The 12,485-nt window shown below is 60.7% G+C and carries 11 protein-coding genes; 8 read left to right on the plus strand and 3 right to left on the minus strand.

The window, feature by feature from the left end; all coding sequences use genetic code 11:
* Nucleotides 1-95: 95 nt before the first annotated feature.
* Together M5C71_RS23545 and infA are read left to right on the plus strand one after the other, a co-directional pair.
* On the plus strand, nt 96-803 hold the full coding sequence (locus tag M5C71_RS23545; protein WP_103498215.1) for an arginyltransferase: 708 nt from the start codon (nt 96-98) through the stop codon (nt 801-803).
* Nucleotides 804-949: 146 nt separating this feature from the next.
* A complete protein-coding gene (infA, locus tag M5C71_RS23550) occupies nt 950-1,168 on the plus strand; it encodes a translation initiation factor IF-1 (RefSeq protein WP_002553999.1) in 219 nt (72 codons plus the stop codon).
* A 240-nt stretch (nt 1,169-1,408) separates the two neighbouring features.
* On the opposite strand, the gene clpA is transcribed toward infA, so the two are convergent.
* A complete protein-coding gene (clpA, locus tag M5C71_RS23555) occupies nt 1,409-3,679 on the minus strand; it encodes an ATP-dependent Clp protease ATP-binding subunit ClpA (protein WP_103494146.1) in 2,271 nt (756 codons plus the stop codon).
* 28 nt (nt 3,680-3,707) lie between these two features.
* Nucleotides 3,708-4,070 carry an ATP-dependent Clp protease adapter ClpS gene (clpS, locus tag M5C71_RS23560; RefSeq protein WP_040069302.1) on the minus strand — a complete coding sequence of 121 codons (363 nt, stop codon included), beginning with the start codon at nt 4,068-4,070 and terminating at the stop codon, nt 3,708-3,710.
* Between the two features lie 220 nt (nt 4,071-4,290).
* On the opposite strand from clpS, the gene cspD reads away from it, so the two are divergent.
* Entirely contained in the window at nt 4,291-4,572 is a 282-nt protein-coding gene (gene cspD, locus M5C71_RS23565) for a cold shock domain-containing protein CspD (protein ID WP_305123111.1), read from the plus strand.
* 76 nt (nt 4,573-4,648) lie between these two features.
* Here the strand turns inward: cspD and icd are convergent, their stop codons facing one another.
* Entirely contained in the window at nt 4,649-5,905 is a 1,257-nt protein-coding gene (icd, locus tag M5C71_RS23570) for an NADP-dependent isocitrate dehydrogenase (protein ID WP_248768851.1), read from the minus strand.
* 496 nt (nt 5,906-6,401) lie between these two features.
* Between icd and M5C71_RS23575 the strand changes: the two genes are divergently transcribed.
* From M5C71_RS23575 to purB, 5 genes are all read left to right on the plus strand, one after another.
* Nucleotides 6,402-8,627, plus strand: a complete 2,226-nt coding sequence (locus M5C71_RS23575; protein WP_248768852.1) for an NADP-dependent isocitrate dehydrogenase — start codon at nt 6,402-6,404, stop codon at nt 8,625-8,627.
* Between the two features lie 71 nt (nt 8,628-8,698).
* Entirely contained in the window at nt 8,699-9,145 is a 447-nt protein-coding gene (locus tag M5C71_RS23580) for an NUDIX hydrolase (protein WP_248768853.1), read from the plus strand.
* 60 nt (nt 9,146-9,205) lie between these two features.
* Nucleotides 9,206-10,339, plus strand: a complete 1,134-nt coding sequence (gene mnmA / locus M5C71_RS23585; RefSeq protein WP_103494151.1) for a tRNA 2-thiouridine(34) synthase MnmA — start codon at nt 9,206-9,208, stop codon at nt 10,337-10,339.
* Nucleotides 10,336-10,959: a high frequency lysogenization protein HflD gene (gene hflD, locus M5C71_RS23590; RefSeq protein WP_103494152.1), complete on the plus strand. Its 624-nt coding sequence runs from the start codon at nt 10,336-10,338 to the stop codon at nt 10,957-10,959. Before mnmA ends, hflD begins: the two co-directional genes overlap by 4 nt.
* A gap of 112 nt (nt 10,960-11,071) precedes the next feature.
* A complete protein-coding gene (gene purB / locus M5C71_RS23595) occupies nt 11,072-12,442 on the plus strand; it encodes an adenylosuccinate lyase (protein ID WP_100940081.1) in 1,371 nt (456 codons plus the stop codon).
* Nucleotides 12,443-12,485 lie beyond the last annotated feature (43 nt).

Below are 12,485 nucleotides of genomic sequence, written 5' to 3' on the forward strand. Positions count from 1 at the left end.
CGATCAGGTAACCTTCACACAGCACCTAGGCGTCTTTTCCCAGGCTGGCTTACACTTGATTCAACGCAATTGAAAGCTTATTCCGAGGGTCGATCATGACCGAGCTGGCGCGCTTGAAGTTCTATGCCACTCAACCCCACTCTTGCAGCTATCTGCCCGAAGAGCAGGCGACCACGCTGTTCCTCGACCCTAGCCAGCCCATGGACGTGCATGTCTACGCAGACCTGTCGGAAATGGGTTTCCGTCGTAGCGGCGACCACCTGTACCGGCCCCATTGCCAGAACTGCAACGCCTGCGTGCCGGCGCGGATTCCCGTGGCGCAGTTCCTGCCCGATCGCCAGCAGAAACGTATCTTCAAACGCAACGCCGAGCTCAAGGTCAGGGCCGTCAAGCCGGGGTTCAGCGAGGAATACTTCGACCTGTACCAACGCTACATCGAACAACGGCACGCCGATGGCGACATGTTCCCACCCAGTCGTGACCAGTTTTCCACTTTTCTGGTGCGCGACCTGCCGTTCTCACGTTTCTATGAATTCCGCCTGGAGGGGCGCCTGCTGGCCGTGGCCGTCACCGACCTGCTGCCCAACGGACTATCAGCGGTCTACACCTTCTATGAGCCCGCTGAGGAGCGTCGCAGCCTGGGGCGCTACGCTATCCTCTGGCAGATCGGCGAAGCCCGGCGGCTGGGGCTGGAGGCGGTCTACCTCGGCTATTGGATCAAGAACTGCAAGAAGATGAACTACAAGACCCAATATCGACCGATCGAACTGCTGATCAACCAGCGCTGGGTGACGCTCAGTTAGCTCGTCGCCCCCACCGGAATCGAACTGTATTTTCCAGGCCGGTACTAACCCCTTGGCGTGAACCCCCTTTTTCGGGCACAATGCACGCCGCTTTTGCCTGGCGCAGTTGCACCGGGCCATTCACTGGACACCGAGGGCTTTACTGCATGTCGAAAGAAGACAGCTTCGAAATGGAAGGCACTGTCGTCGACACCCTGCCGAATACCATGTTTCGCGTGGAATTGGAAAATGGGCACGTCGTAACCGCGCATATCTCCGGAAAGATGCGCAAGAACTACATTCGTATTCTCACCGGTGACAAAGTGCGCGTCGAGCTGACGCCCTACGACTTGAGCAAAGGGCGCATCACCTACCGCGCCCGCTAAGCAAGTCGATACAAAAACGCCCGGCACTTGCCGGGCGTTTTTGTTTGTGCGCCTTTCTGGCCCGCCGCCCCTTTTTTTGTGGGAGCCGGCTTGCTGGCGATGAACGATAACGCGGTGCGCCAGATACACCGCGCCGCCTGAATCGCCAGCAAACAGGCTCCTGCAGGGGAGCGAGGTGTTTTCAGGAGCACGGATAAAACAAAGGCGCCCGAAGGCGCCTTTGTGTTTTGCGGGTCTAGATCACGCCATTTCAGCCGTGGTTTCGAACTCGAAGGTCAGCTCGCCATCCTTCAGATCGATGTGCACCACACCGCCATGGTCGGACAACTCGCCGAACAGGATCTCCTCGGCCAACGGCCGCTTGATCTTGTCCTGGATCAGACGCGCCATCGGGCGTGCGCCCATCGCCGCGTCATAACCACCTTCCGCCAGCCAGTTGCGCGCCGCATCGGTGACTTCCAGTTGCACACGCTTGTCTTCCAGCTGCGCCTGAAGCTCGGTAAGGAACTTGTCCACCACGCTCTTGATCACCTCATGGCTGAGGCGACCAAACTGGATAATGGTGTCCAGACGGTTGCGGAACTCCGGCGTGAAGCTCTTCTTGATCACTTCCATCGCATCGGACGAGTGGTCCTGATGCGTGAAGCCAATCGACGCACGTGCCGCGGTTTCGGCACCGGCGTTGGTGGTCATGATCACGATCACATTGCGGAAGTCCGCCTTGCGCCCGTTGTTGTCGGTCAGGGTCCCGTGGTCCATCACCTGCAGCAGCAGGTTGAAGACTTCCGGGTGGGCCTTCTCGATTTCATCGAGCAGCAGCACGCAATGCGGTTGTTTGGTGATGGCCTCGGTCAGCAGGCCGCCCTGGTCGAAACCGACATAACCCGGAGGCGCACCGATCAGACGCGAAACGGTGTGGCGCTCCATGTACTCGGACATGTCGAAACGCACCAGTTCGATCCCCATCGCCTTGGCCAACTGCCGCGCCGCTTCGGTCTTGCCGACGCCGGTTGGACCGGCGAACAGGAACGAACCGACCGGTTTATCCGGCGACTTCAAGCCGGCACGGGACAGCTTGATGGCGGTCGACAGCGAGTCGATGGCCGCATCCTGACCGAACACGGTCAGTTTCAGGTCGCGCTCCAGATTACGCAGCAGTTCCTTGTCGGAGCTGGTGACGTGTTTTGGCGGAATCCGCGCGATCTTCGCCACGATGTCCTCGACCTGAGGCACCTCGATGCGTTTGACCCGTTTCTCGATCGGTTGCAGGCGCTGATAGGCACCGGCCTCGTCGATCACGTCGATGGCCTTGTCCGGCATGTGCCGATCATTGATATAACGCGACGCCAGTTCGGCGGCGGCGCGCAAGGCCTCGTCGCTGTACTCGATATTGTGGTGCTGCTCGAAACGCCCTTTCAGGCCGCGCAGGATACCGATGGTGTCTTCCACCGAAGGCTCGGACACGTCGACCTTCTGGAAGCGCCGCGCCAAAGCCCGGTCCTTCTCGAAGATGCCACGAAACTCCTGGAAGGTGGTCGAACCGATGCAGCGGATATCACCCGAGGATAGCAACGGCTTGAGCAGGTTCGAGGCATCCATGACGCCGCCGGAAGCGGCACCCGCACCGATGATGGTGTGGATTTCGTCGATGAACAGGATCGCCTGCGGACGTTTTTTCAACTCGCCGAGCAACGCCTTGAAGCGCTTCTCGAAATCGCCACGGTATTTGGTACCGGCCAGCAGTGCACCGAGATCAAGGGAGTAGACCACGCTGTTGGCCAGCAGGTCCGGGACCTGGTTGTCGACGATGCGCTTGGCCAGGCCTTCGGCGATGGCCGTCTTGCCCACGCCCGCCTCGCCCACCAGCAGCGGGTTGTTCTTGCGCCGGCGCGCCAGGATCTGCGCCACGCGCTCGACTTCCAACTCACGCCCGACCAGCGGATCGATACGACCCTGGCGCGCCAGTTCGTTCAGATTGCTGGCATAAGCGTCCAGTGGATTGCCTGAAGATGAAGACTCACCGCCCTCTTCGTCCTGCATATCTTGCTCGCCTTCGGAGTGATCGCCGTGCCCGGGCACCTTGGAGATGCCATGGGCGATGTAGTTGACGACATCGATACGTGCAACGCTTTGCTGCTTGAGCAGGAAGACCGCCTGGCTCTCCTGCTCGCTGAAGATCGCGACCAGCACGTTGGCGCCCGTCACTTCACGTTTACCGGAACTCTGCACATGGAAGACAGCACGTTGCAGGACACGCTGAAAGCCCAGAGTCGGCTGGGTTTCGCGATCCTCGTCATGGACGGGGATCAGCGGCGTGGTGGAGTCGATGAACTCCTGCAGATCGTGCTTGAGTTTATCGAGATTGGCGCCACAGGCACGCAGGACGGTGGCGGCAGCCTCATTATCCAAAAGGGCCAGCAGCAGGTGCTCGACGGTCATGAATTCATGACGCTTCGAGCGAGCCTCCTTGAAGGCAAGATTGAGGGTGACTTCGAGTTCGCGGTTTAACATAGTTCACCTCATACCCAAGTGGTCGGCATTAACCGTCCTTCTCGATTTCACAGAGTAGCGGATGCTGGCTTTCCCTGGCGTACTGATTGACCTGCATGGCCTTGGTCTCGGCGATGTCGCGGGTAAACACTCCACATACTGCCCGTCCTTCTGTGTGGACGGCCAGCATGACCTTGGTCGCCAGCTCGCGATTCAGGTTAAAAAACACCTCGAGCACTTCGACGACGAAATCCATCGGTGTGTAGTCATCATTGAACAAAACCACCTTGTACATCGGTGGCGCCTGCAACGCGGGCTTGGATTCCTGTACAGCAATACCCGCGGAATCGTCGTCGTGGGAATCCGGGCGATCCTGATTGAATGTTAGTCGAATCTGGCTGATTGCATGCATGGAAAGAAAGGTTCGTCAGTTGAGCAATTGCAGTGATGGGGGCACTTCGGACAGATTTCAACACTGGCCGTCGCGTCACCTTGACTATCGGCAAAACGGTGTTACAACCAATAGAGCCCACATTGGGTAATAAGGTCCATACCGTCAACCGTTTTTCTGGTTCACGCAGTGAAGGATGAACTGGATGATACTCCAGTGATGGGGTCGTTTGCAGAGGGATATGAGCATGCTGAGTGGTAAAGTCAAGTGGTTCAACAATGCCAAGGGCTACGGCTTCATCATTGAAGAAGGCAAGAGTGAAGACCTGTTCGCCCATTACTCGGCCATCCAGATGGATGGCTACAAAACCCTTAAGGCTGGCCAGGCAGTAAGCTTTGAGATCATCCAGGGTCCCAAGGGGCTGCATGCGGTCAACATCCGGCAACTGGTCACCGCTGCCGCACCTGTTGCCAAACCGCAAAATGCTGCGACACAAGCCCCCGCTGTAACCGCCAGAGCCTGAAAGCCACACGCTTTCAGATAGAGAAACGCCCGGTCCAATCACTTGGGCCGGGCGTTTTCGTTTACCGTCGGTCAGCCTACATGTGCTTGATCAGCGCATCGCCAAAGCCGGAAGACGACACCAGCGTCGCACCGTCCATCAGACGCTCGAAATCATAGGTCACGGTTTTCGCGCCGATGGCGCCATTGGTGCCCTTGATGATCAGGTCGGCCGCTTCGATCCAGCCCATGTGCCGCAGCATCATTTCCGCGGACAGGATCAGCGATCCGGGATTGACCTGGTCCTTGCCCGCGTACTTGGGCGCGGTACCGTGGGTCGCTTCGAACATTGCCACGGTATCGGACAGGTTGGCCCCCGGCGCGATACCGATACCGCCCACTTCGGCGGCCAGGGCGTCGGACAGATAGTCGCCGTTCAGGTTCAGGGTCGCGATCACGTCATACTCCGCCGGACGCAGCAGGATCTGCTGGAGCATGGCATCGGCGATGGCGTCCTTGACCACCACGTTGCGGCCGTTTTTCGGGTTCTTGAACTGCATCCACGGGCCGCCGTCGAGCAGGGTCGCGCCGAACTCCTCGGCCGCCACTTCATAGGCCCACTCCTTGAAGGCACCTTCGGTGAACTTCATGATGTTGCCTTTATGCACGATGGTCAGCGACTTGCGATCGTTGTCGACGACATATTGCAGGGCCTTGCGCGCCAGTCGCTTGGTGCCCTCTTTGGACACCGGCTTGATGCCGATCCCGCAGTCCTGGTCGAAACGGATCTTGGTGACACCCATTTCTTCCTTCAGGAACTTGATGACCTTGATCGCTTCCGGCGAACCGGCCTTCCATTCGATACCGGCATAGATGTCTTCGGAGTTCTCACGGAAGATCGTCATGTCAACGTCGCCGGGCTTCTTCACCGGACTGGGCACGCCTTCGAACCAGCGCACCGGACGCAGGCAGACATACAGGTCGAGCTGCTGACGCAGGGCCACGTTCAGCGAACGGATGCCGCCACCCACCGGTGTGGTCAGCGGCCCCTTGATGGAAACCACATAATCCTTGACCGCATCCAGGGTTTCCTGGGGCAGCCAGGTGTCCTGGTCATAGACCTGGGTGGCCTTCTCGCCGGCAAAGACTTCCATCCAGGAAATCTTGCGCTTGCCGCCGTAGGCCTTGTGTACCGCCGCATCGACGACCTTGATCATCACCGGGCTGATATCGACGCCAATACCATCGCCTTCGATGAAGGGGATGATCGGGTTGTCAGGAACATTGAGAGAATGGTCTGGATTGACGGTGATTTTTTCGCCGACGGCCGGAACCTGAATCTTCTTGTATCCCATGTTGAACTCCATCTATGGATTGAACATCTGGCTGCGTTCGAGCGTACCCCAGGCGCTTGCCCGTGGGAACCTCACACCCGACTCATCTGCCGCGAAAAACCTCGATTTCGCGGCTTACAAGCTTGAAAGCAAAGGTAAAAGCGCCAAAGTCGAGCACTGCTTGCGACACCTCGCCACAGGGTGCCCTGCGACCTTTAGACCAATGGACGAGTGTAGTCGCTTATGAAGCATCGGCGTTTTGCCAGCAACCTATGTATAATCGCGCCGCTGACCATGGAGTCACGACGGCCGACCTCTCTACAACGAGACTTTCCGCCTGAAAAAGCCGGGTTGTTATCGCAATCCGACCGCTTGACGCTCGACTGATGCACCCAACATCACCGCGCGCGAAGAAACCTCGACATTCGGCTCATGGATGACTTTTGAACGAACGCGCTTACCCGGCGCATCTCGAGTTTCTGCGCATGCTTTAGCAAAGAAGAGAGTTAATCCGAATATGCCCAACCGTTCGAAGATCATCTACACCTTCACCGACGAAGCCCCTGCCCTCGCCACCTATTCACTGCTGCCTATCGTAGAGGCCTTTACCGCTTCGGCTGATATCGCCGTGGAAACCCGCGATATCTCGCTGGCCGGCCGCATTCTCGCAAGCTTCCCTGAACAACTGGGCGCCAAGGCCGTGCCGGATCACCTCGCCGAGCTGGGCGAGCTGGCCATCACCCCCGAAGCCAACATCATCAAGCTGCCGAACATCAGCGCCTCGGTCCCACAACTGCAGGCCGCGATCAAGGAACTGCAAGCCCAGGGTTTCAACATCCCGGACTACCCGGAAACCGTCGGCACCGACGCCGAGAAAGACGCTCGCGCCCGTTACGACAAGATCAAGGGCAGCGCCGTGAACCCGGTCCTGCGCGAAGGCAACTCCGACCGCCGCGCGCCGCTGTCGGTCAAGAACTATGCCCGCAAGCACCCGCACAAGATGGGCGCCTGGGCTGCCGACTCCAAGTCCCACGTCGCTCACATGAGCACCGGTGACTTCTACGGCAGCGAAAAAGCCGCACTGATCGACGCTGCCGGCAGCGTCAAGATCGAGCTGATCGCCCAGGACGGCACTGCCAGCGTCCTGAAAGAGAAAACCAACGTACAAGCCGGTGAGATCCTCGACTGCGCCGTGCTGAGCAAGAACGCCCTGCGCAGCTTCATCGCCGCTGAAATCGAAGACGCCAAGCAACAAGGCGTGCTGCTGTCGGTTCACCTGAAAGCCACCATGATGAAGGTCTCCGACCCGATCATGTTCGGCCAGATCGTTGCCGAGTTCTATAAAGACGCCCTGGCCAAGCACGCTGACGTGCTGGAGCAGATCGGCTTCAACCTGAACAACGGCATCGGCGACCTGTACGCCCGCATCAAGACCCTGCCGGCCGAGCAGCAGGCGCAGATCGAAGCCGACATCCAGGCGGTCTACGCTGCCCGTCCGTCGTTGGCCATGGTCAACTCCGACAAAGGCATCACCAACCTGCACGTGCCGAGCGACGTCATCGTCGACGCCTCGATGCCAGCGATGATCCGTGACTCCGGCAAGATGTGGGGCACCGACGGCCAGCTGCACGACACCAAGGCGGTGATCCCGGATCGCTGCTACGCCACCATCTACCAGGCGGTGATCGAAGACTGCAAGCAACACGGCGCCTTCGACCCAACCACCATGGGCAGCGTGCCGAACGTCGGCCTGATGGCGAAGAAAGCCGAAGAGTACGGTTCCCACGACAAGACCTTCCAGATCAAGACCGACGGCGTGGTTCGGGTTTCCGACAGCACCGGTCGTACCCTGCTGGAACAGACCGTGGAAGCCGGCGACATCTTCCGTATGTGCCAGACCAAGGACGCGCCGATCCAGGACTGGGTCAAACTGGCCGTCAACCGTGCCCGCGCCAGCAGCACTCCAGCGATTTTCTGGCTGGACCCAATGCGCGCTCACGACGGCGTGGTCATCGAGAAGGTCCAGACCTACCTGAAGGACCACGACACCACTGGCCTGGATATCCAGATCATGTCGCCGGTCGACGCGATGAAGTTCACCCTGGACCGCACCCGCGCCGGCAAGGACACCATCTCGGTGACCGGTAACGTGCTGCGCGACTACCTGACCGACCTGTTCCCGATCATGGAACTGGGCACCAGCGCCAAGATGCTGTCGATCGTGCCGCTGATGAACGGCGGTGGCCTGTTCGAAACCGGCGCCGGCGGTTCGGCACCGAAACACGTGCAGCAACTGGTGGAAGAGAACTTCCTGCGCTGGGACTCCCTGGGCGAATTCCTGGCCCTGGCCGCGTCCCTGGAACACCTGGGCGTGACCTACAACAACCCGAAAGCCCTGGTGCTGTCGAAGACCCTGGACCAGGCCACTGGCCAGTTCCTCGACAACAACAAGTCGCCATCGCGTAAAGTCGGCAACATCGACAACCGCGGCAGCCACTTCTACCTGGCGCTGTACTGGGCCCAGGCCCTGGCCGCCCAGAGCGAAGACACTGCGCTGCAAGGCCAGTTCACCCAACTGGCCAAGACCCTGGCCGAGAACGAGGCGACCATCGTTGCCGAGCTCAACGCCGTACAGGGCAAGCCAGTGGACATCGGCGGCTACTACCACGCCGACGCCGAGCTGATCAGCAAGGCCATGCGTCCGAGCGCAACCCTCAACGCGGCGATTGCCGCGCTGGTGTAAGCTCCTCGGCAGTACCACAAGCCCCGGCCCAGTGCCGGGGTTTGTGTTTTCACAACCAGAGAAACTACCCTATGGAATGGCAACCCCACATCACCGTCGCCACTGTCGTCGAAGACAACGGTCGCTTTCTCTTCACCGAAGAGTGCTACGAAGCAGCAACGGTCCTCAACCAGCCCGCCGGGCACCTGGACCCGAATGAAACCCTCAGCGAGGCCGCCATCCGCGAAACACTCGAGGAAACCGGCTGGGAGGTGGAACTGACCGGCGTCGTCGGCATCTACCTGTATACCGCCCCGAGCAACGGCGTGACCTACCAGCGCGTCTGCTTTGCCGGCAAAGCGCTCAAGCACCGCCCGGACTATCAACTGGACCACGGCATCATCGGCCCACGCTGGCTGACCCGCGACGAATTGCTGGCCCTGCGCCCGCAATGGCGCAGCGAGCTGATCATCCGCTGCCTGGACGATTATCTGGCCGGCCCCCTGCACAGTCTCGAGCTGATCCGCCCTTCTCTTTAGCCTTGCGGGCCCGGGCCTGTTAGAATCGCGTCCTTTTTCGAAGACACTCATTGAATCCCTATGCGTGATCCAGCTGCCACCGCCCCAGAAAACCTGCGCGTCATCGTCGGCATGTCCGGCGGCGTAGACTCTTCCGTTTCCGCCGTACTGCTGATGGAGCAGGGTTACCAGGTGGAAGGCCTGTTCATGAAGAACTGGGAAGAAGACGACGGAACGGAGTACTGCACCGCCATGGACGACCTGGCGGACGCCCAGGCGGTGTGCGACAAGATCGGCATCAAGCTGCACACCGCCAACTTCGCCGCCGAATACTGGGACAACGTGTTCGAACACTTCCTGGCCGAATACAAGGCCGGACGCACGCCGAACCCGGACATCCTCTGCAACCGCGAAATCAAGTTCAAGGCGTTCCTCGACTACGCCCTGATGCTGGGTGCCGACCTGATTGCCACCGGCCATTACGTGCGTCGCCGCGACATCGACGGCCGCACCGAACTGCTCAAGGGCCTGGACCCGAACAAGGACCAGAGCTATTTCCTCCATGCCGTCGGCGGCGAACAGATCGCCAAGACCCTGTTCCCGGTCGGCGAACTGGAAAAGCCCGCAGTGCGCGCCATTGCCGAGAAACACGAACTGGCCACGGCGAAGAAGAAGGACTCCACCGGTATCTGCTTTATCGGCGAGCGGCGCTTCAGCGACTTCCTCAAGCAGTACCTGCCGGCCCAGCCGGGTGAGATCAAGACCACCGAAGGCGAAGTCATCGGTCGTCACCACGGCCTGATGTACCACACCATCGGCCAGCGCCAGGGCCTGGGCATCGGCGGCCTGAAGGACGCCGGCGACGAGCCCTGGTACGTGCTGCTCAAGGACCTGGAGCACAACGAACTGATCGTCGGCCAGGGCAACGAGCACCCATGGCTGTTTTCCCGCGCCCTGCTCGCTTCCGAGATCTACTGGGTCAACCCGGTGGACCTGAGCGTGCCGCGCAAGCTGACGGCCAAGGTGCGTTATCGCCAGGGCGACCAGTCCTGCACCCTGGAACAGACTGAAAACGGCTATCGCGCCGTGTTCGACGAACCCCAGCGCGCGGTGACTCCGGGCCAATCGGTGGTGTTCTACGACGGTGAAGTCTGCCTCGGTGGCGGCGTGATCGAAGTCGCCGAGCCCTGGACCTTCAAGGAACAGCGCCCATGAGCCCGACCCAGGAGCAACTGACGGCGCTGGGCGGCGTGTTTCTCGCCGCGGTGCTGGTGGACAAGATCGCCAAGAGCGGCCAGTCCAGCGAAGCCGGCTTGAGCTGCATGCTCAACAGCCTGCTGGTGCGCGACCCCAAGGACACCCTGGAAGTCTACGGCGGTGACGACCTCCAACTGCGCGACGGCTACCGCGCGCTGATCGGCGCCCTGGAGCGCGACCCCAGCGCCCTGCAACGCGAACCGCTGCGCTACGCCCTGTCGATGCTCGGCCTCGAGCGCCAGTTGGCCAAGCGTGACGACTTGCTGGAGATCATCGGCAAGCGCCTGCCGCAGATCCAGTCCCAGGTCGAGCATTTCGGCCCGTCCCACGAAAACGTCGTGGCTGCCTGCGGCGCCCTCTACCAGGACACCCTGAGCACCCTGCGCCAGCGTATCCAGGTGCACGGCGACATGCGCAACCTGCAACAACCGAGCAACGCCTCGAAGATCCGCGCCCTGCTCCTGGCCGGTATCCGCTCGGCGCGCCTGTGGCGACAACTGGGTGGCCATCGCTGGCAACTGGTGGTCAGCCGGCGCAAGCTGCTCAAGGAACTCTACCCGCTGATGCACAGCGCCTAGGCGCCGTTATCCGCGAAAAGCGCAAGACGCCGGTCGGTTGGCAACAGACCGGCGAGTATTTTCATGTATGATACGCGCCCCATTTCGTTGCCCGACTGTCCGAGAACACCCCATGCAGCTTTCTTCGCTCACTGCGGTTTCCCCTGTTGACGGCCGCTACGCCGGCAAAACCCAGGCCCTGCGCCCAATTTTCAGCGAATACGGCCTGATCCGTGCACGCGTGCTGGTGGAAGTGCGCTGGCTCCAGCGCCTGGCCGCCCACGCCCAGATCAGCGAAGTTCCGGCCTTTTCCGCCGAAGCCAACGCGGTCTTGAACACCCTCGCCGAGAACTTTTCCCTGGAACACGCCGAGCGTGTGAAGGAGATCGAGCGCACCACCAACCACGACGTCAAAGCCATTGAGTACCTGCTCAAGGAACAGGCCGCCAAGCTGCCTGAACTGGCCAACGTCAGCGAATTCATCCACTTCGCCTGCACCAGCGAGGACATCAACAACCTGTCCCACGCCCTGATGCTGCGCGAAGGCCGTGACGACGTGCTGCTGCCGCTGATGCGCCAGATCGCCGAATCCATCCGCGAACTGGCCCAGCGCTTCGCCGCCGTGCCGATGCTCTCGCGCACCCACGGCCAGCCGGCCTCGCCGACCACCCTGGGCAAGGAACTGGCGAACGTCGTCTACCGCCTGGAGCGCCAGATCGCCCAGGTCGCCGCCGTGCCGCTGCTGGGCAAGATCAACGGTGCCGTGGGCAACTACAACGCCCACCTGTCGGCCTACCCGCAGATCGACTGGGAAGAAAACGCCCGCGCCTTTATCGAAGACGAACTGGGCCTGGGCTTCAACCCCTACACCACCCAGATCGAGCCGCACGACTACATTGCCGAGCTGTTCGACGCGATCGCGCGCTTCAACACCATCCTGATCGACTTCGACCGCGATATCTGGGGCTACATCTCCCTGGGCTACTTCAAGCAGCGCACCATTGCCGGCGAAATCGGTTCCTCGACCATGCCGCACAAGGTCAACCCGATCGACTTCGAAAACTCCGAAGGCAACCTGGGTATCGCCAACGCGCTGTTCCAGCACCTGGCCAGCAAGCTGCCGATCTCCCGCTGGCAGCGTGACCTGACCGACTCCACCGTGCTGCGCAACCTCGGCGTCGGCTTCGCCCACAGCGTCATTGCTTACGAAGCCAGCCTCAAGGGCATCAGCAAGCTGGAGCTCAACGAGCAGAAAATCGCCGCCGACCTGGACGCCTGCTGGGAAGTCCTGGCCGAGCCGATCCAGACCGTCATGCGTCGCTACAACATCGAAAACCCGTACGAAAAACTGAAAGAACTGACCCGCGGCAAGGGCATCAGCCCCGAAGCGCTGCAGACTTTCATCGACGGCCTCGAAATGCCCGCGGACGCCAAGGCCGAGCTGAAAAAGCTCACCCCGGCCAACTACATCGGCAACGCCGTGGCCCAGGCCCAGCGTATCTGATCGCGCCGTACCCGCTCTGAACGCCCGGCTGAGCCGGGCGTTT

Origin of the sequence: Pseudomonas sp. MWU12-2345 (assembly GCF_023242385.1) — a bacterium.
Classification (GTDB): domain Bacteria; phylum Pseudomonadota; class Gammaproteobacteria; order Pseudomonadales; family Pseudomonadaceae; genus Aquipseudomonas; species Aquipseudomonas gingeri_D.

Excerpts from the sequence above, each read along its gene's own strand:
- icd (WP_248768851.1), bottom strand. The coding sequence starts at position 5,905 with ATGGGATACAAGAAGATTCAGGTTCCGGCCGTCGGCGAAAAAATCACC.
- hflD (WP_103494152.1), top strand. The coding sequence starts at position 10,336 with ATGAGCCCGACCCAGGAGCAACTGACGGCGCTGGGCGGCGTGTTTCTC.
- clpS (WP_040069302.1), bottom strand. The coding sequence starts at position 4,070 with ATGCATGCAATCAGCCAGATTCGACTAACATTCAATCAGGATCGCCCG.
- purB (WP_100940081.1), top strand. The coding sequence starts at position 11,072 with ATGCAGCTTTCTTCGCTCACTGCGGTTTCCCCTGTTGACGGCCGCTAC.
- M5C71_RS23580 (WP_248768853.1), top strand. The coding sequence starts at position 8,699 with ATGGAATGGCAACCCCACATCACCGTCGCCACTGTCGTCGAAGACAAC.
- M5C71_RS23575 (WP_248768852.1), top strand. The coding sequence starts at position 6,402 with ATGCCCAACCGTTCGAAGATCATCTACACCTTCACCGACGAAGCCCCT.
- infA (WP_002553999.1), top strand. The coding sequence starts at position 950 with ATGTCGAAAGAAGACAGCTTCGAAATGGAAGGCACTGTCGTCGACACC.
- M5C71_RS23545 (WP_103498215.1), top strand. The coding sequence starts at position 96 with ATGACCGAGCTGGCGCGCTTGAAGTTCTATGCCACTCAACCCCACTCT.
- clpA (WP_103494146.1), bottom strand. The coding sequence starts at position 3,679 with ATGTTAAACCGCGAACTCGAAGTCACCCTCAATCTTGCCTTCAAGGAG.
- mnmA (WP_103494151.1), top strand. The coding sequence starts at position 9,206 with ATGCGTGATCCAGCTGCCACCGCCCCAGAAAACCTGCGCGTCATCGTC.
- cspD (WP_305123111.1), top strand. The coding sequence starts at position 4,291 with ATGAGCATGCTGAGTGGTAAAGTCAAGTGGTTCAACAATGCCAAGGGC.